The following is a 19,167-nucleotide window of genomic DNA, read 5'->3' on the forward strand; positions in this document are numbered from 1 at the left end:
ACTGTCGGGCCCGCCTACTAGGCTTGTAGCCATGTCTGTGCCCGATTCCTCTGCGTTCGATACCACGCTTCTCGACACGCTCGCCCGGCGTGTCGTCATCGGCGACGGCGCGATGGGCACCATGTTGCAGGACGCCGACCTCACCCTCGACGATTTCCGCGGGCTAGAGGGCTGTAACGAGATCCTCAACGACACCCGTCCCGACGTGCTGCGCGCCATCCACCGCGCGTATTTCGAAGCGGGCGCCGACGCCGTCGAGACCAATACCTTCGGCTGCAATCTGCCGAACCTGGCCGACTACGACATCGCCGACCGGATCCGCGATCTGTCCGAACGCGGGACCAGGCTCGCGCGCGAGGTCGCCGACGAGATGGGGCCCGGTGCCGACGGCACACCCCGCTACGTCCTCGGTTCGATGGGCCCCGGCACCAAACTTCCCACCCTCGGCCACGCGCCCTACGCCGCGCTGCGCGACGCCTACACCGAATCGGCGCTGGGCATGCTCGACGGCGGCGCCGACGCCATCCTGATAGAAACCTGCCAGGACCTGCTCCAGGTGAAGGCGGCCGTCACCGGCAGCAGGCGGGCCATGCGGCGCCTGGGCCGCCGGATTCCGATCATCACCCACGTCACCGTGGAGACCACCGGCACGATGCTGGTCGGCAGTGAGATCGGCGCCGCGCTCACCGCGCTGGAACCGCTCGGTATCGACATGATCGGTCTGAACTGCGCGACCGGCCCGGCCGAGATGAGCGAGCACCTGCGGCATCTGTCGCGGCACGCGCAGGTGCCGGTGTCGGTGATGCCGAACGCGGGTCTGCCGGTACTCGGCGCCAAGGGCGCGGAATACCCGCTCACGCCGGAGGAACTCGCCGTCGCGCTGCGCGGTTTCGTCTCCGAATTCGGTCTCGCGCTGGTCGGCGGCTGCTGCGGTACGACACCCGAACACATCCGGCAGGTGGCGGCCGCGGTCCGCGAGGTCGAGCCGACCCTCGCCCCGCCGACCGAACGCAGGCATCCCGAGCACGAGCCGAGCGTGTCGAGTATGTACACGGCGGTCCCCTTCCAGCAGGACGCCTCGGTCCTGATGATCGGCGAGCGCACCAATGCCAACGGCTCCAAGGCATTCCGCGACGCCATGCTGGCCGAGGATTGGCAGAAATGCCTGGATATCGCGAAGGATCAGACCAGGGACGGCGCGCATATGCTCGATCTCTGCGTCGACTACGTCGGACGTGACGGCACCAAGGACATGGAGGCCCTCGCGAGCCGCCTCGCCACGTCCTCGACCCTCCCGATCATGCTCGACTCCACCGAGACCCCGGTGCTCGAGGCGGGGCTGGAACACCTCGGTGGTCGCTGTGCGGTCAACTCGGTGAACTACGAGGACGGCGACGGTCCGGATTCGCGCTTCCAGCAGACGATGCGACTGGTCGCCGAACACGGCGCCGCCGTGGTCGCGCTGACGATCGACGAGGAGGGCCAGGCCCGCACCGCGGAGAAGAAGGTGGAGATCGCCGAACGATTGATCGCCGATATCACCGAGAACTGGGGCGTGCTCGAGAGCGACATCATCATCGACACCCTCACCTTCACCCTCGGCACCGGCCAGGAGGAGTCGCGCCGCGACGGCATCGAGACCATCGAGGCCATCCGACTGCTCAAGAGCAGGCATCCGCGGGTGCAGACCACGCTCGGGCTGTCGAATATCTCCTTCGGCCTGAATCCGGCGGCGCGCCAGGTGCTCAATTCGGTCTTCATGAACGAATGCGTGCAGGCGGGCCTGGATTCGGCGATCGTGCATGCTTCGAAGATCCTGCCGATGGCGCGCATCCCGGAGGAACAGCGCGAAACCGCGCTGGATCTGGTCTACGACCGCCGCGGTGAGGATTACGACCCGCTGCAAAAACTCATGGGCCTGTTCGAAGGGGTGTCGACATCGTCCTCGCGTGCCTCGCGCGCCGAGGAATTGGCCGCGTTGCCACTGTTCGACCGGCTGGAACGGCGCATCGTCGACGGGGAGAAGGCCGGGATGGACGCCGACCTCGACGAGGCGATGAAAGAGGTTCCGCCGCTGCGGATCATCAACGAGACGCTGCTGTCGGGGATGAAGACCGTCGGCGAACTGTTCGGCTCCGGTCAGATGCAACTGCCCTTCGTGCTGCAATCGGCCGAGGTCATGAAGACGGCGGTGGCCTACCTCGAACCGCATATGGAGGCCACCGACGATTCGGGCAAGGGGCGCATCGTCCTGGCCACCGTCAAGGGCGACGTGCACGACATCGGCAAGAACCTGGTCGACATCATCCTGTCCAACAACGGATACGAGGTGGTCAACCTCGGCATCAAACAGCCGATCGCGACCATCCTCGACGCCGCCGTGGACAAGAAGGCCGACGTGATCGGCATGTCCGGGTTGCTGGTGAAGTCGACGGTGGTCATGAAGGAGAACCTGCAGGAGCTCAATTCCAAGGGCGTGGCCGATCAGTTCCCGGTCCTGCTCGGCGGCGCCGCGCTGACTCGCGCCTATGTCGAGAACGATCTCACCGAGGTCTACGAGGGCGCGGTGCACTACGCCCGCGACGCCTTCGAGGGTCTGCGCCTGATGGACGAGATCATGACCGTCAAACGCGGCGGCGGCATCGATCCGAACAGTCCGCAGGCCGTCGCCGAACGGGAGAAGGCGGCCGAACGCAAGGCCCGCCACGAGCGGTCCAAGCGCATCGCGGAGAAGCGCAAGGCCGCCGAAGTGCCGGTCGTGGTGCCTGAGCGGTCCGATGTCGCGGCCGATCTGCCGGTGCCGGTTCCGCCGTTCTGGGGCACCCGGGTCGTGAAAGGACTCTCGCTCCAGGAATATTCGGGTCTGCTCGACGAGCGGGCGCTGTTCCTCGGACAGTGGGGCCTGCGTGGTCAGCGCGGCGACGAAGGTCCGAGCTACGAGGAATTGGTGGAAACCGAGGGCAAGCCGCGGCTGCGGTACTGGCTCGACCGGCTGTCCACCGAGGGCGTGCTGCAACATGCCGCGGTCGTGTACGGCTATTTCCCGGCGGTGTCCGAGGGTGACGATGTCATCGTGCTGACCGAACCGGATCCCGGCGCGCCGCAGCGGTATCGGTTCACCTTCCCCCGTCAGCAGCGCGATCGCTTCCTCTGCATCGCGGACTTCCTCCGCTCCAGGGAACAGGCCGAGAAGGCCGGACAGGTGGACGTGCTGCCGTTCCAGCTGGTCACCATGGGGCAGCCGATCGCCGATTTCGCCAACGAACTCTTCGCCGCCGACAACTACCGCGATTACCTCGAGGTGCACGGCATCGGCGTCCAGTTGACCGAGGCGCTGGCCGAGTACTGGCATCGCCGGATCCGCGAGGAACTGGTGCTGGAAGGACACGCGGTCGCCGAATCCGATCCCGCCGACGTGGCGGACTATTTCAAACTCGGCTATCGCGGCGCGCGCTATTCCTTCGGCTACGGCGCGTGCCCGGAGCTGGAGGATCGCGCGAAGCTGGTGGATCTGCTCGATGCCAACCGGATCGGCGTCGTGCTGTCGGAGGAGTTGCAGTTGCACCCCGAACAGTCCACCGACGCCTTCGTGCTGCTGCATCCCGAGGCGAAGTACTTCAACGCCTGACACCGCCGGGCCGCGGGTGAACTCGATACACGCGCGGCCCGACTGTGATCGTGATCACCGTCGCCCGTTCGCGGATCGCCGCGCCGTCTCGCGTGGTTGGCGGCGCGGTCGCGGGCGTGTAATGCCCTGGTGTCGAACGAATATCGCACCACGATGGCTACCGGCCGGTACGGTGGGTGCGCGAACGGGCCCGCGCTGTTCGGGCGGCCGGTTCGCCTCTCGACGGGGGCATGGCTGGATGTCTGTCGGGTGGGTATGTCATTGTCGACACTGTTGCAACTGCATCCGGAGCAGTCGGCGGATGCTAACGCTGGAGTGTGTGGGTGCAAAGCATTACGGCGCGTAGGATTTTCGAAGGCCACAGGAGGTTCCTGACGCGCGGTAGTGCTGGATGGCTCGGCGTGGCGCAGGAGGGCACAACCACATGACGGCGGATCGGTTGATCGCTGGAAGGTATCGGCTCGCGGACCCGATCGGCAGCGGAGCCATGGGAGTGGTGTGGCGCGGCACCGACGTTCGGTTGCGCCGCACGGTGGCGGTCAAGCAACTGCTGCTCGCCTCCACCCTGTCGAATTCCCAGGCGCTCGAGGCGAAATTGCGGGCGATGCGCGAGGGCAGGATCGCGGCCAGGCTGCACCACCCCAACGCCATCACCGTCTTCGACGTGGCGGAGGAGGACGGCCAGCCCTGGCTGGTGATGGAGTATATGGATGCGCCGAGCCTGGCCGCCAAACTCTCCGGTAAACGCACCCTGCCGCCGATCGAGGTCGCCCGCATCGGCGCACAGGCCGCGGCCGCGCTGGCCGCCGCGCACGCCGCGGGCATCATGCACCGCGACGTGAAACCCGCCAATCTGCTCGTCGCCGACGACGGCACCGTGAAGATCACCGATTTCGGCATCTCGCGCGCCGTCGGCGACGTGACCGTGACCGCGACCGGATTCCTCGCTGGCACCCCCGCCTATCTCGCGCCCGAGGTGGCACGCGGGGAGGATCCCGAACCCGCGTCCGACGTCTTCGCGCTCGGGTCCACGCTCTACGCCGCGGTGGAGGGTTCGCCGCCGTTCGGCGAGGGCGACAACCCGCTCGCGGTCCTGCACGCCGTCGCGCGCGGCGAGGTGGCGGCACCGCGTAACGCGGGACCGCTCGGCCCGGTGCTGATGCGGCTGTTGGCCGGGACCGTCGAGGCGCGGCTGACCATGCGGGAGGCCAAGGAGGCGCTGGAAGCCGTCGCCGCGGGCCGGGTCCCGGAACTTTCCTCCGTGCCGGTGGTGACCGCCATCCTGCCCGCGCCCGGCGGGGACGCGGGCGCGACCGCCGTACTCGGCACATCGGCGACCGGGACATCATCGGGAAATTCCACCGACGCCACCGAATTCGTGCCGATGTCCAGTCCGACGCCACCGCCTCCGACCCGGCCGGGCGGCACGCTCGCCGGCCTCGGCGGCTCGAATCCGCGCGGACCGGACAAACAACTGCTCGGTGTCGGCGCGGCCGTCGTGGTGGCGCTGCTGGTGGTCATCGCCCTGATCGTGACCGTGCAGAACGGCGGCGACGATTCCTCGACCGCGGCCCCGCCCACCGGTGGCGAGTCGACCAACGCCCCGGTCGCGCCGTCCTCCGGCCCGGGCGACGGTTCGATCATGGAGCAACCGCCGCAGACCGCGCCCGCGGCCCCGCCCGCCGCGAGTTCGTCTCCGTCCGCCCCGCCGTCGGCGTCCACGCCACCGCCGTCGAGCACGACCGCCCCGCCGCCGACCACGCCCGCCCCGACCACGCCGAGCGGTCCGCCGACGCCGGACAAGGTCGCGGCGTTCATCCAGGGGTACTACGGCATGTTGCCCGGCAACATCTCGGGGGCATGGGCTCAGTTGAGTCCGTCGTATCAATCCCAGACCGGCGGTTACAACGCCTATTCCTCGTTCTGGTCGTCGATCCGTTCGGTGCGCGTCAACGGCGTCACCCCGGACGGTGGTCAGGGCGCGACGGCCTCGCTCACCTACGTCAAGACCGACGGCAGCACGTCGACGGAGAGCCGATGGTTCCGGGTGTCCTCCGAAGGTGGCCGCCTGCTGATTTCCGCGTCGAGTACCTGACCCGGTGACGGCGCCCACATCTCGCGAGCCCGCCCGGTGGTCGCCGCCGGGTCGGTCGGCCGGTTAGGCTGGTCGGGAACAGATCGCCGCTGGTACGAGCGCCGTCGCGATCGTTGCCCGGGTTCGGCCGCCGCCTGCCCGGATCGGGTATCGAAGGAGAAGCACACCGGTGACAGCGCGACTCGCCGCGGTTCTGTGGGATATGGACGGGACGCTGCTGGATTCGGAGAAGTTGTGGGATATCGGCGTCCGTGAGCTCGCGGTCGAACTCGGCGGCGTCATGACCGACGAACTCCGCCACGCGCTCATCGGCGCCTCGGGTCCGAACGCGTTGCGCCTGCTCTTCACCGGCCTCGGTGTCGAACCGACCGCCGAGGCGATACTCGCGGCCGGGCGCTTCCTCGAGGTCCGCGTCACCGAGTTGATGACCGGGCCGATCCCGTGGCGTCCCGGGGCCAAGGACGCGCTCGCACTCGTGCGCACCTCCGGCCTGTCCTCGGCGCTGGTCACCAATACCAAGCGGTCGCTCACGGAATTCGGTCTCGACACGCTCGGCCGCGACTACTTCGATGTCTCGGTCTGCGGTGACGAGGTTCCCGAGGGCAAACCGGAACCCGACGTGTACCTGCGCGCCGCCGAACTGCTCGGAGTCGATCCGAAAGAATGCGTCGCGGTGGAGGATTCGCCGACCGGCGCCATGGCGGCGCAGGCGGCCGGATGCGCGGTCATCGTCGTCCCGTGCGAGATCGCCGTGCCGCCCGCGCCGGGCCGGATCTTCCGGGAGTCGCTGACCGGGCTGTCGCTGTCGGACCTGAAACACGCTCTCCACGCCAGGATCTGACGACCTCGTCGCATATCGACCGACCGGATTCCGCTGCCGGGACAGGGAGATCCGCGCTCTGTCGCGCCGAGAGTCGCTGTGGCGCAACACGAGTGGTCCAGAATTTTGTCTGTGACTGTAGTCACCGGCTACTTTTTCGGAATCCCGGGCGTGTCGGCGCGGTCTCGGACAAAATAACGCTATGGCAACGACGGGGGTTCTCGACGAGATCATCGATGTCGCACGGTATCCCCTCACCGATTCGGAATCGGCGCGCCGACGCGAGGCCGTGGCGCTCGCGCGGGCGGAACTGGACGAATCCGGTTGCACGGTGTTGCGCGAATTCATCCGGCCCGCGCTGATCGAGATCCTGCGCGAGCAGGGCGAGGCCATAGCGCCGCACGCCTACTACGAGGTCGAGCGGGTCAACGCCTACAACATCCCGCTGGATTCGGAACTCCCGCAGCGACATCCGGGCCGAATCGTGCTGGAACGAGGCAACGCCTTCGTTCCCCGCGACCGCATTCCCGCCGACGCCCTGATCCACCGGCTCTACACCAGCCCCGAATTCCAGCGCTTCGTCGCCGACTGCTTCGGTCTCGCCGAACTGTACGAATTCGCCGACCCGCTCGCCGGACTGTGCCTGAACGTGGTCGCGCCGGGAATGTCGCATCCCTGGCATTTCGACACCAACGAATTCACCGTCAGCATGCTCACCCGACCCGCCGAATCCGGCGGAATCTTCGAGTACTGCCCGAACATCCGCTCACCGCACGCCGAGAACCTCGACGACGTGCGCGATGTCCTGACCGGTTCGGGGCAGCGGCTCATCCGAAGTCTCGACCTGCGTCCGGGCGATCTGCAACTGTTCCGCGGACGTTTCTCCCTGCACCGTGTGTCCCCGGTAACCGGTGGCGACCAACGACATTCGGCGATCTTCGCCTATACCGACCGGCCCGGTGTCATCGGCACCGTCGAACGCACCCGCCAATTGTTCGGCCGGGTGCTACCCGACCATCTAGCCGCGGCCGACGCTGTCCGCGGCGACCGGCTACTCGACTAGCCGATCATCGCGCTCGACCGAGAGGACCACACGCGTGCCAGTGCCGTTACATACGACCGGGAAAGCCTCCTTCGACCACATCTACGACCGAGACGATCCCCGCGAGTACTACGCCCGGATGTCCGAATTGAACTACCGGATACCGGAACTGGCAAAGCCCTTCTTCGAACAGCAGATCCGCGAATATCGCGCGTCGGCGCGCGGCCGGGCGCCGACCGTGCTCGATATCGGCTGCTCCTACGGCGTCAACGCGGCGCTGTTACGTCTCGGTGCGAGTATCGACCAACTGGCCGAACACTACCGTGGCGCTTCGGAATCCGACCGCGACAGCTTGATCGCCGAGGACCGCGCCCGGCTGGTGGGCGCGGACGGGTACGCCGATCTCCGGTTCCTCGGAATGGACGCCGCGCTGCCCGCACTGGCCTACGCGCGAGAAGCCGGCTTCCTGCACGACACGGTGCACGCCGACCTCGAGGCCGCCGAACCGACCGACGAGCAGCGCGAGGTCCTCGCCTCGGCCGATATCGTCGTCTCCACCGGATGCATCGGCTACGTCACCGAGAAAACCCTCGCGCGGATCGCCACCGCCCATCCGCACCGCAGGCCGTGGATGGCGCATTTCGTCCTGCGGATGTTCGATTTCGCGCCGATCGCGGAGGAACTCGCCGCGCTCGGCTACCGCACCGAACAGGTGCCCGGCCTGTTCGAACAACGTCGATTCGCCTCGGCCGACGAACGCGATCAGGTGCTCGACACGCTGGCGGACAGGGGAATCGACACCGCGGGAAGAGAATCGGATGGCTGGCTCTACGCCGGTCTGCACATCTCACGCCCGCTGGTCGGCTCGCACGAGGACGCCTGAGCGGACCGCACGGCGACAGGCCGCACGGCTGCGGCGGACGACACGCGCCGCACCCCTTCCCAAACTTCGGCCGTAGGCCGAGGATCTGTAGTGGAATCGGTGTGCCGTGCCAACGGCCGCCGACCCACCGCAGTCTCTCCGAACCCATCCCACGTCCCCGAGGAATCCGACTTGAGTGACCGCACTTTCGCCGCCGAAGACCAACTGCCCCGGGTACCCCTGCCCACCCTGGAGGACAGCGCCGAACGCTTCCTGCAATGGTGCGCCCCGCTGCTGAACGACGACGAATTGGCCACCACCCGCGCGGCGGTCGACGACCTGCTGCGCGCGGACAGCCCCGCCCGCACCCTGCACGCGGAACTGCGGGAATACGACGCCACCCCCGGCGTCGGCAGCTGGCTCGACCGATTCTGGCCGTCCCGGTACCTGGGCAGGCGCGACCGGATCGCCCTGAACGCCAACTTCTTCTTCCTGTTCCGTGACGACACCGTGCTCGCGGCATCCACCGGCGCGACCCAGGTGGAACGCGCCGCCGCCATCGTCTCGGCCGCCGTCGACTACAAACTCGCGCTCGACGAGGAATCCATCCCGCCGGTCACCCAGCGCGGCCAGCAGTTGTCGATGTGGCAGAACAAGTACCTGTTCTCTGAGACCCGGATTCCGGGGGAGGTGCAGGACAGCGTCCGGGTGCCCTACAGCGACGACTCGCCCGGCCCGTCCACCGCGCGTCACATCGCGGTGCTGTTCCGCGGCAACATCTTCCGCATGGACGTGATCGGCCCCGAGGGCGCGCCGTACGCGCTGGAGGACCTGATCGACGGCCTGCGCGCGGTCCGCGAGGCGGGCGCGACCCGCACCGAGGCCGGGGTCGGGCACCTGACCACCAAAGCGCGGGCCGAATGGGCCGCGAGCCGGGCGGCGCTGCGGGCGGTGCCCGCCAACGTCGACGCGCTCGACACCCTCGAAACCGCGCTGTTCTGCCTCTGCCTGGAAGACCTCACCCCCACCGACACCCTGCACGCCTGCGATCAGCTGCTGCACGGTGACAGCGCCAACCGCTGGTTCGACAAATCCGTCTCGTTCCTGGTGTTCGAAGACGGCCGGGCGGGCATCAACATCGAACACTGCGGACTCGACGGCACCACCATCCTGTCCTTCGTCGACACCCTGCTCGAAACCTCGGCCGCCGACCACGCGGCACACTCGGGCGCGCAGAAACAGGGCACTCCACCCATCGCGCCGATCGAGTTCGTACTCGACGACGCGTTGCGCGCCGATATCGCCGCCGCGGGAGCCGACTTCGCGCAATACGCCGCCGACAACGCCACCACCACGGTGTCGTTCGAGAACTTCGGCACGGCGCGGGCCAAGCAGCTCAAGATCTCCCCCGACGCCTTCGCGCAACTGAGCTACCAGCTCGCGCACCGCCGCAGCAAGGGCATCACCGGAGCCACCTACGAATCGATCGCCACCAGGCAATACCGCAACGGCCGCACCGAGGCCATGCGCGTGGTGACCCCGGAGATCATCGCCTTCGTCGACGCCGTGGAAAACCCCGCTCTCGACACCGCGGCCAAACTCGAGGCCGCGCGAGCAGCCGCCACCGCGCACGTCGAGCGCGCGCGGCAATGCCAATCCGGTGACGCCCCCGAACAGCACCTGTGGGAACTGCAGTGGATCCAGCGTCGCCGGGGCGAGGAACTCGGAGTCACCGAACCCATCGCGCTCTACGACAGCCCCGGCTGGGTGGTCATGCGCGACGACTACCTGAGCACCAGCTCGGCACCCTCGGTCAATATCGAGTACTTCGGTTTCGGCTCGACCAGCCCGACCTGCATCGGCATCGCCTACGTCCTGCTGCCGGACCGCTGGAACCTGTACCTGGCCACCCCGCAGACCGTCGCCGACCAGATGCACGCCTTCGCCGGACATCTGCGCACCGCCGTCGCCGATCTCGAGGCACTGCTGAGTTGATTGCGGCCGGGGCCGCGGGTGCTGTGATTTTGGCGGCCCGGGGGCCGCGGGTTCGCGGCCCCCTTTGTCTCGCGTCCGAGCGGTCGAGACTCGCGACTTCGTCGCATGCGCTTCGACCGCTCGGACGCGAGACGGGCCGCGAACAGGGCGCTCGTAAGGCTCGCGCCTGTGGTGGGTGCGTTTCGATCGGTCGGGCATGAGGCGGGCCGCGAACGGGGCGCTGGTAAGGCTCGCGCCTGTGGTGGGTGCGTTTCGATCGGTCGGGCATGAGGCGGGCCGCGAACGGGGCGCTGGTCGGGCTCGCGCCTGTGGTGGGGGGTTCGGCCGTCGGGTGTGAGACGGGCCGTGATCGGGGTGTTTGTAGATGGGGCTCGTGCCTGTGGCGGGGTTTCCTCGGCCGCTCGGACGCGAGATGGGCGGTGAACGGGGCGCTCGTAAGGCCCGTGCTTGTGGTGGGTGCGTTTCGATCGGTCGGGTGTGAGACGAGTAGTGATCGGGACGCTTGCAGGGCTTTGCGAGACAGGTGTCTCTGGTAGGTGCGTTTCGACTGCTCGGGTGCGGGACGGGCTGCGAGCGGGGGCTCGTGAGGTTTGTGCCCGTGGTGGGTGCGTTTCGACTGCTGGGGGCGGGACGGGCCGCTGTCGAGACTCGTGCCTGAGGTGGGTGGGGTCTCGACCGGCCGGGGCGTCGGATGGGCGCGAGCCGCGGGCGTCGGAGTGACCGTGGCGCTCATGAGGTGTGTGGCGGGTGGTGCGGTGTGCGGGGAGTGTGCGGGGGTCTGAAAGAATGGTCACCCGTGAAGAACTTCGAAACCCTGTTCGCCGAGCTGCAGGACCGTGCCGTCACCCGACCCGAGGGGTCAGGCACCGTGGCCGCACTGGACGCCGGCGTCCATACCCAGGGTAAGAAGGTGCTCGAAGAGGCCGGTGAAGTGTGGCTGGCGGCCGAGCACGAGAGCGACGAATCACTCGCCGAGGAGATCTCGCAACTGCTGTATTGGGTCCAGGTGCTGATGGTCGGCCGCGGACTGAAGCTCGAAGACGTGTACCGACATCTGTGACGGCCCCGGCCTCCGCCGAGGCGAGACGCCGCTCACACCGTCACCCGAAAGGACACTCTTCCCATGCTGCGCGTCGCAGTCCCCAATAAAGGCTCGCTCTCCGAAGCCGCCACCTCCATCCTGACCGAAGCCGGCTACCGCAGGCGCACCGATTCGCGCGACCTCACCGTCCTCGACCCCTCCAACCAGGTCGAATTCTTCTTCCTCCGCCCCAAGGACATCGCCATCTACGTCGGCTCGGGCGAACTCGACCTCGGAATCACCGGCCGAGACCTCGCCCTCGACTCCGGCGCACCGGTCCAGGAACGGCTGTCACTGGGCTTCGGCCGCTCCACCTTCCGCTACGCGGCCCCCGCCGACACCGAATGGAAGGTCGAAGACCTCCACGGCAAACGGATCGCCACCTCCTACCCCAACCTCGTCCGCGCCGACCTCCAACGCCGAGGAATCCGCGCCGAGGTGATCCGCCTCGACGGCGCGGTCGAGATCTCCATCCAGCTCGGCGTCGCCGACGCCATCGCCGACGTCGTCGGATCGGGCCGCACCCTGCGCCAACACAACCTCGTCGCCTTCGGCGAGGTGCTGTGCGACTCCGAAGGCGTCCTCGTCGAACGCGAGGGCTCCGACCACCAGGACCGCGCCCGCAACCAACTCGTCGCCCGCATCCAAGGCGTCGTCTTCGCCCAGCAGTACCTGATGCTGGACTACGACTGCCCGAGAAACCTCCTCGACGAAGCGGTACGGATCACACCGGGACTCGAATCGCCCACGGTCTCGCCGCTGGCCGACGACACGTGGGTGGCCGTGCGCGCGCTCGTACCGCGCAAGCAGGGCAACGACGTGATGGACCAACTCGCCGATCTCGGCGCGAAAGCGATCCTGGCCACCGACATCAGGTCCTGCCGAGCTTTCTGAAATTTGGCGGCCGGGGCCGCGGGTTCGCGGCCCCCTTTGTCTCGCGTCCGAGCGGTCGAGACTCGCGCCTTCGGCGCATTGCTTCGACCGCTCGGACGCGAGACGGGCCGCGAACGGGGCGCTCGTAAGACTCGCGCCTGTGGTGGGTGCGTTCGATCGGTCGGACGCGAGACGGGCCGCGAATGGGGCGCTCGTCGGGCTCGCGCGGGGCGGGGCTGGGAGTGTGGGGAGGGGGCTCGGATGGCAATCCGCTCGATGATCCGACGGTCGCGGCGCTGCGAAGTTCGCGTCGCTTTCGGCATGCGGCTCGGGAGCCGGCGACGATGGCCCCGTTGACCGGCGATGCGCCGGGCGGGTGTCGGTCCGGGGGATCCGGTCCTTGTCCGACGCTGTGCATCGCGGGCTCGACGTTCGGAATCGATTGCCGCGCAGAATATTCCAACGATCAGAGCCGAACCTCCGACGGTGGTCGTGCGGTGCGCCTGCTCGGCTCTGTTACCCTGGCACTCGTGACTGCCGGGTCGGCTGTAAGCCGCACACAGACGGGGTTCCCGGCCGCGCGGTGAGCGTGGCGCGGGCCAGAGGCCCGCCCTCCGAACGCATCCCACGATTTCTCGGGACTGCGAAAGGAGGTGAAATCAATGTCCTCTCATGAGGTTTCGCTTGCCGTATGGCAGGCGTTCCAGGACGGGCACGAAGTCGGCGCCGTTGTCGACGCGACCGTCGTATCGGTTGTTCCGTTCGGTGCGTTCGTCGAGGTCGCGCCCGGAATTCATGGTTTGCTGCACAAGGATTCATGGGACCGGACCCCACAGGTCGGTGAGTCGATGCCGGTTCGCATCGCGGAATGGGGACCGCCGCGACTGAGTGTCGCTCCCGCTCGATAACACCCGGTGTGGGGCCAGGTCCAGACTGGCCCCACACCGGCAATCGTATGCGGTCACAAAACCGAGCTACTCAGACAAGCAACCAACCCCGTCACCCACCGACACGGGCGACCGACCCGCCATACACGCCAACCTCTCGGAACAACTCGTCTATGCGCCGGCGAACATGTCGACGCCGATACCGAGGATCGACTCGGGATCGTAACGACGCTTGCGGGCGACCAGCTCGGGCCAGCGGTCGCCGTACTCGGCCGCCCAGTCCGCCGTGGTGAAGTCTTGGGAGTCGGCCGGGTACCGGACGGCGCCGAGTGCGCGTGCCCGCTCGTACATCTGGCGATTGCGGGTCAGCCAGTACTCGACGTAGGCGGGGTCGGGGCCCGGACGCAGCGAGGTCCGCAGCACGCTCAACGTGTGGTAAAGGTCGCTGCCGTCGGGGGCGGGCAGTCGGAACATCGGGTTGGACACTCGGGATCGCCGCACCGTTTTCAGGTCCATCACGCCCAGACCCATGATCTCGGGCGCCCATTCGGGAAATTCCGCGGCGATGAATTCCGCGGCGACCGAGTCGGGCAGCATCACGTCGAACCAGGGCTTGAGCAGTTGGTCGTAGCCGAGGTTCACGAGCGGATCGACCAGGGCGTCGCTGCGGAGCAGATATGGCAACCAGTCGTAGTCCTCCTGGATCGCCAGCAGACCGGGGATCGTCCCGCCGCGCAGATAATGTCCGCCGTCGGGTTCGGCGCCGGGTTCGAAGTACTTCGCGACCGTCACCAGCCGCACCGGGCCGGTGGACCCGGGCAGCCATTCCGAGTGCACCTCGTCGAGTTCACCGCGCAGGGTGAACAGGCGGGTGTCGGCGACATGATCGGCGGTGGAGAGGTAGTTGAATCGCCACTCCCGCACCCGTGTCGGCGCGGGGATCAGCGGGATGGTGGCGCGAACGATCACGCCGAACTGACCCAGACCTCCCAGCACCGCCTCGAACAGATCCCGGTTCTGAGTCGCGGAACAGGTGCGCAGGGTACCGGTGCCATCGACGACGTCGAGTTCGAGCACGTTGTCGGTCTGGAGCCCGAAATGGACGTTGGCGCCCGCGCCGCCGACCGAGAGTGTGCCACCCACGGTCAATTTGGTGATCGTGGGGATCACCGGTGGCGTGCGCCGACGCGCGTTGTACGTCGCGACGGCCAGGTCACCCCAGAAGATGCCCGGATCCACGACGACGTGGTCGTCGGACATCTCGTGAATCGCTGTCAACGAACGGGTCTCGATCGCGAGCCCGTCGGTCAGGGACTGGCCGTGGGTGGCGTGGCCGTCACCGCGCGCGCTCACCGGTATCCCTCGTCGACAGCAGAACCGGATCATCTTCTGGATGTCGGTGGCCGAGCCGGGACGCAGGACGGCCGCGGGCATCCTGGTGACGATCTGGCCGCGATCGGTGGACATGCCGGCGCGAGCGCCGTTGTCCAGGAAGAGTTTGCCGTCCAGTTCCGGCACATCGTCGAACGGCGATTGCGCCGCGGCGGTGCCGTGGGTGATCCACTGGCCCGCCACGATGTCGAAGCCGATCACCGCGGCGGTGACCGCGAGCATACGACGTCGACTCGTACCGCTACGGTCGGGATTCGATTCGGTCGAGGAAATCTCGGACAATCCAGCTCTCCGTATCGCGAATGCGTTGTCTACCAACGTGTTACGGCAATCACAGGTGACCGCCGGTGCCGTCGCCACCCCTACCCGACCCCTACCTCGGCTCACCCGGTGACGGCGCGGCCGGACGCGATGCGACAGAACCTGTTGTCTCGCAATCGGCTCGGCCGCTCACGATCGGAGGGTGGCGTCAGGTCTCCCCGGTCAGGAGGTAACCGCAGTGGGTCAGTTGAACTGGGGCGAAAGGAGCTGTCCGCGAGGGTCTCTGCTCTGTGACGGCGACGGCCGGTGTCCCGGACTCGCCGGGGCATCCACCACGCCGGTCCCCACCGCCACCGCCACTGTCGCCAGCGACGCGAGGGTCGCGAGGCAGGCCCCGGCCATCGCGAGATAGCCGCCGGACAGTGTGATCCGACTCCAGGACAGGATCATCGTCGCGATGAAGGCGATCGTCACGACGGCGTCGATCGCGACGACCCCCACGATCCATGCCCCCTCGCCGACCACGCGGCTGCCCCACGCCGTGACGATCGCGGCGACGAAGCACAGTGCTCCGATGAGGTACAGCAGCGGGGTCGACAGGCCGTCGTCGAGTTTCCAGAGGTCTGCCGCGAGCGCGAACGACGCCGTGCCGGAGACCACGTTCGCCGCCGCGGCGACCTGGACGACACCTCGTTTCGACAGTGGCGGCCTGCTCGCGCCGTTGCTCGGGCTCTGTTCCTTGGTGGACATACGAGGCTCCTGATCGGTAGGAGAAACGGAGGTTCGCGGCCGTGACCGGTCGTGGGATTTCGAGCGGGCGCAGTCCATGTGCCCACCGTGTTCGAAGGCTGGACGCGTCCTTGCGGTACCGGGGCGCTCACGGTGCGCGCCGTGACCCGAAAACACCTGAGCGGGGCCGCGACCGAGTGATCCGCGGCCCCGCTCAGGGACGCGGTTATGCCTGTGTCGGTGAAGGAGCGGGCTCGGCGATGGTCTCGGTGATCGGCGTCGAAACGGTCGGACCCATCGGAAGGGCGGCCAGGACCACGGGGATGCACGCGATGGCGCTGAACCAGAACACCGTGTGCAGTCCGTCGAGCCAGCCGGTGGTGACCGACGTGGTGATCGCGGCGAAGGCCGCGATGCCCAAGCCGCCGCCCATCTGGCGGGCGGTGGTGCTCATGCCGTAGCCGGAGGCGAACTTCTCCTCCGGCACCGAGGTCGCTGCGGCGCTGGACACCGCCGTCATCACCAGGCCGATACCGAGGCCGAGGAGCAGGCCGATCGGGAACCACACCGTCCAGAAGCGCGGCGTCTCATCGAGCAGGAGCGCGAACAGGACCGCCGAGACGCCGAAGCAGAGGGTGCCCGCGATCGTCGCGAGGCGCGCGATGTCGGGGTGCTTGGACTTGCCGACGATGGCCGCGCCGACCGCCGCGGTGAAGGCGCCGGGAGTATTGGCCAGACCGGTTTCCCAGACGGAGTAGTCCCAGACGAGCAGGGTCCACAGCGGGGTCGCCAGTAGCCAGGCGAACATCACGATGCCGAACAGGAAGGAGACGGCGCTCGCCGAGGCGAAGGTGCGATTGCGCCACAGGTCGACCTCGAAGGTCGGCACCGGTGTGCGCATCGAACGCAGGATGCCCAGCGCGAGCAACACGAGCCCGCCGATGGTGCAGCCGAGGAAGGCCGGACTGGTCCAACCCCATTGCCCGCCCTGGGTCAACCCCACGACCGCCGCGCCGACGCCGACCGCGACCAGGATGGCGCCGATCGGATCGGGCCGTACCGAGGAGGGAACCTTGATCTCGGGCAGCCAGGCGCGGCCCGCGATCAGGGCGAAGATGCCGACGGGGACGTTGATGAGGAAGATGGCGGGCCAATCGAAGGCCGACACCAGGAAGCCGCCGACCGCGGGACCGAACGCCGCGGACACCGACGCGGCGCCCGCCCATGCCGCGACCGCCGCGACCCGCTTCTCCGGCGGATACGCGCCGAGAACCAGGCCGAGCGCGGCGGGAATCATGCCGCCCGCCGCCATGCCCTGCAGTGCGCGAGCGCCGATGAGAACTTCGACGGTCGGCGCCGCGGCGCACAACGCGGACGCGACGGTGAACCCGAGCAGCGACCACAGGAACACCGTCTTGCGGCCGATCAGGTCGGCATAGCGCCCGACCGGGGTGAGTACCGCCGCGAAGAACACGGCGTAGCCGCTCACAACCCAGGACAGCGTGGAGAGCGAGGTGTCCGAGAAGTCCTCGGCGATGCTGCGGAACGCGACATTCACCACGGACATGTCGAGGAAGGCCACGAAGGTGGCCAGTGCGGTGATCAGCAGAACGCGACGGGGCTCCACCGCGGACGGCACTTCGGTCGGCGTCTTGTCAGTCATCGTTCACCTGTCCGATCGTCGCACCGCCCGCGCGGGCGCGCGGTGGAGGGGAAAACGTTCATGACGACCTCTCAGTCTAGTGATGAACCGAACGTTCGTACGCATCTATTTACGCACGGGTGCTCTGGACATGCAAGACGTGTCGGCTCGGCCGTTGCCATGTGCACTAACTGGCCGCACGCTTGTTCGGCTATCGTGGGTGATGGATACGCCACGACAACGGGCGTATCGGACTTTTGTCGGGAGAGGAGTTCGGGTCGATGAGCGATATCCAGACCGCGCGTGGGCAGGACACCCGCCGTGCCATCCTGCGAGAAGCGGTCCGGGTCGGTGCGGTCGAAGGACTGGACCGGCTCACGATCGGGCGCCTGGCAACCTCGCTCGGCGCCAGCAAGAGCGGCGTGTTCGGGCTCTTCGGTTCCAAGGAGGAGTTACAGCTGGCGGCGATCGAGGAGGCGAAGGCCGAGTTCATCGCGTCGGTGATCAGCCCCGCGCTGCGCCAGCCGTCCGGCCTCGTCCGCTTGCGCACCCTGTGCGAAGCGTGGATCGACCATCTCAACGAGGACATCGGTTCGGGTGGCGCGTGCTTCTTCCTGTCGGTCGGATCGGAATACGGCGCACGGCCGGGACGGGTGCGCGACGCGATCGTGTCGGTCTGGCGGCAGTGGCACGAGTTCCACCGCCAGACGGTGATCGAGGCCAAGCAACTCGGCGAGATCTCGGCCGAGACCGACCCGGCCCAACTCGCGTTCGAACTGGCCGCGATCGAGCGTGCCGCCGCGTCCGACATGATCTTGCTCGGCGACCCGGACGTCTTCGACCGCGCGCGTGCCTCGATGCTGCGGTTGCTGCGCGAATGCGCCACCGGCGGGGATCGCGCGCCGGCCCTGATCGGTTAAGCGCTGCCGGCCCGCTGCGGAATACGGGCCGCGAGCGCCTTGACGGCTTCGGCGGCGAGCACGGCGTGGCCCGACATGTTGAAGTGGATCCGGTCGTTGCTCATCACGTCGGGGCGGTGCCCGACCGAGTGATGCCACAGGTCGATCAGGATCGCGTCGTGCTCGGCGGCGATTTTGCGCACCAGTTCGTTGAGCCGCGCCAGACTGCTCCGAAAGCGCACCATCGACTGGTCGGGAAACGCGTCGGCCAGGGTCATCGTCATCGTCTGTGCGCCGACGCTCTTGCCCGCGTCGAACAGTTCGGTGAGATTGGCCGCGATCGCCTCGTAGTCGGGGGCCTCGGTCATCAGATCGTTGCCGCCGCAAGAGATCATCACCAGATCCGGCTCGAACGCGACCATCAGGTCTTTCTGTCCCTCGACGACCTCCCGTGAGGTAGCCCACGGGGTGCCCAGGTTCATGTAGTTGATCGGGCCGACCGCCATGGCCAACGTATCGGCCATCCGCGCGAACGAGGTGAGCCTGCGGTAGCCGCGATAGGGCGCGCCGAGGCCGATCGCGGTGCTGTCGCCGACGACGGCGAGCCGCCGCCACGGCGCACCCTCGAGCATCGCCGCCGCGGTGGCGTCGTCGATGCAGTCGGGGTCGGTCTCTTCTGTCCAAGTCTGCGAGGTCATCTCCGGCCCTATCTCCCCTTGGCGTCCGATTACGGTCGTCTGCACGCTGAACGAACGATCGTTCTCATTTACCCACGCAATTCGGAAGCCGTCAAGTCGGTCCTGCCCCAGACGAACGCTACCCCGGTAGAAGGGAGGTGGCCATCCGAACGGTTGTGCGGCGAGTAGGGGAGAAGCTAGGGGTTCCAGCGAGTGTCAGGTCCGTTGACGATGGGTGATGTCGGCCGTCGGAGTAATCGACGGCGAACGCGCAAGTCGGAGTG

At 67.7% G+C, this 19,167-nt stretch carries 14 protein-coding genes; 10 read left to right on the forward strand and 4 right to left on the reverse strand.

The features are described from left to right. The first annotated feature begins 31 nt into the window (after positions 1-31). The 9 genes from metH (at position 32) to DAT37_RS46465 (ending at position 13,304) form a co-directional block, all read left to right on the forward strand. Entirely contained in the window at positions 32-3,628 is a 3,597-nt protein-coding gene (metH, locus tag DAT37_RS24360) for a methionine synthase (RefSeq protein ID WP_109527112.1), read from the forward strand. 424 nt (positions 3,629-4,052) lie between these two features. Next, on the forward strand, positions 4,053-5,723 hold the full coding sequence (locus DAT37_RS24365; RefSeq protein WP_109527113.1) for a serine/threonine-protein kinase: 1,671 nt from the start codon (positions 4,053-4,055) through the stop codon (positions 5,721-5,723). A gap of 169 nt (positions 5,724-5,892) precedes the next feature. After that, entirely contained in the window at positions 5,893-6,564 is a 672-nt protein-coding gene (locus DAT37_RS24370) for an HAD family hydrolase (RefSeq protein WP_332873349.1), read from the forward strand. A 181-nt stretch (positions 6,565-6,745) separates the two neighbouring features. Next, entirely contained in the window at positions 6,746-7,606 is an 861-nt protein-coding gene (locus DAT37_RS24375; protein ID WP_109527114.1) for a HalD/BesD family halogenase, read from the forward strand. A 34-nt stretch (positions 7,607-7,640) separates the two neighbouring features. After that, complete coding sequence (locus DAT37_RS24380; protein WP_198654402.1) at positions 7,641-8,468, forward strand: class I SAM-dependent methyltransferase; 828 nt, start codon at positions 7,641-7,643, stop codon at positions 8,466-8,468. Between the two features lie 171 nt (positions 8,469-8,639). Further along, a complete protein-coding gene (locus tag DAT37_RS24385) occupies positions 8,640-10,442 on the forward strand; it encodes a choline/carnitine O-acyltransferase (RefSeq protein WP_109527116.1) in 1,803 nt (600 codons plus the stop codon). 796 nt (positions 10,443-11,238) lie between these two features. Next, a complete protein-coding gene (locus DAT37_RS24390; protein ID WP_109527117.1) occupies positions 11,239-11,502 on the forward strand; it encodes a phosphoribosyl-ATP diphosphatase in 264 nt (87 codons plus the stop codon). Positions 11,503-11,565: 63 nt separating this feature from the next. Continuing rightward, positions 11,566-12,417 carry an ATP phosphoribosyltransferase gene (hisG, locus tag DAT37_RS24395; RefSeq protein WP_109527118.1) on the forward strand — a complete coding sequence of 284 codons (852 nt, stop codon included), beginning with the start codon at positions 11,566-11,568 and terminating at the stop codon, positions 12,415-12,417. Positions 12,418-13,058: 641 nt separating this feature from the next. After that, positions 13,059-13,304, forward strand: coding sequence for a S1 RNA-binding domain-containing protein (locus tag DAT37_RS46465; RefSeq protein WP_109527119.1), 246 nt, complete (start codon positions 13,059-13,061; stop codon positions 13,302-13,304). Positions 13,305-13,454: 150 nt separating this feature from the next. Here DAT37_RS46465 and DAT37_RS24405 read toward each other — a convergent pair whose 3' ends face one another. The 3 genes from DAT37_RS24405 to DAT37_RS24415 all read right to left on the reverse strand — a co-directional run bounded on the left by DAT37_RS24405 (position 13,455) and on the right by DAT37_RS24415 (position 17,328). Then, entirely contained in the window at positions 13,455-14,957 is a 1,503-nt protein-coding gene (locus DAT37_RS24405; RefSeq protein ID WP_232839960.1) for an FAD-binding protein, read from the reverse strand. Positions 14,958-15,179: 222 nt separating this feature from the next. After that, positions 15,180-15,686, reverse strand: coding sequence for a hypothetical protein (locus tag DAT37_RS24410; RefSeq protein WP_109527121.1), 507 nt, complete (start codon positions 15,684-15,686; stop codon positions 15,180-15,182). A 205-nt stretch (positions 15,687-15,891) separates the two neighbouring features. Continuing rightward, the gene (locus DAT37_RS24415; protein ID WP_109527122.1) at positions 15,892-17,328 is read right to left on the reverse strand and encodes a DHA2 family efflux MFS transporter permease subunit; all 1,437 of its coding nucleotides are present in this window, start codon (positions 17,326-17,328) and stop codon (positions 15,892-15,894) included. Positions 17,329-17,588: 260 nt separating this feature from the next. Between DAT37_RS24415 and DAT37_RS24420 the strand changes: the two genes are divergently transcribed. After that, a complete protein-coding gene (locus DAT37_RS24420; RefSeq protein ID WP_109527123.1) occupies positions 17,589-18,227 on the forward strand; it encodes a TetR/AcrR family transcriptional regulator in 639 nt (212 codons plus the stop codon). On the opposite strand, the gene DAT37_RS24425 is transcribed toward DAT37_RS24420, so the two are convergent. Beyond that, positions 18,224-18,904: an SGNH/GDSL hydrolase family protein gene (locus DAT37_RS24425; protein WP_109527124.1), complete on the reverse strand. Its 681-nt coding sequence runs from the start codon at positions 18,902-18,904 to the stop codon at positions 18,224-18,226. The two genes, DAT37_RS24420 and DAT37_RS24425, sit on opposite strands and share 4 nt — an antisense overlap. Between the last annotated feature and the right edge of the window lie 263 nt (positions 18,905-19,167).

Origin of the sequence: Nocardia aurea (genome assembly GCF_003123685.1) — a bacterium.
GTDB classification, from domain to species: domain Bacteria; phylum Actinomycetota; class Actinomycetes; order Mycobacteriales; family Mycobacteriaceae; genus Nocardia; species Nocardia aurea.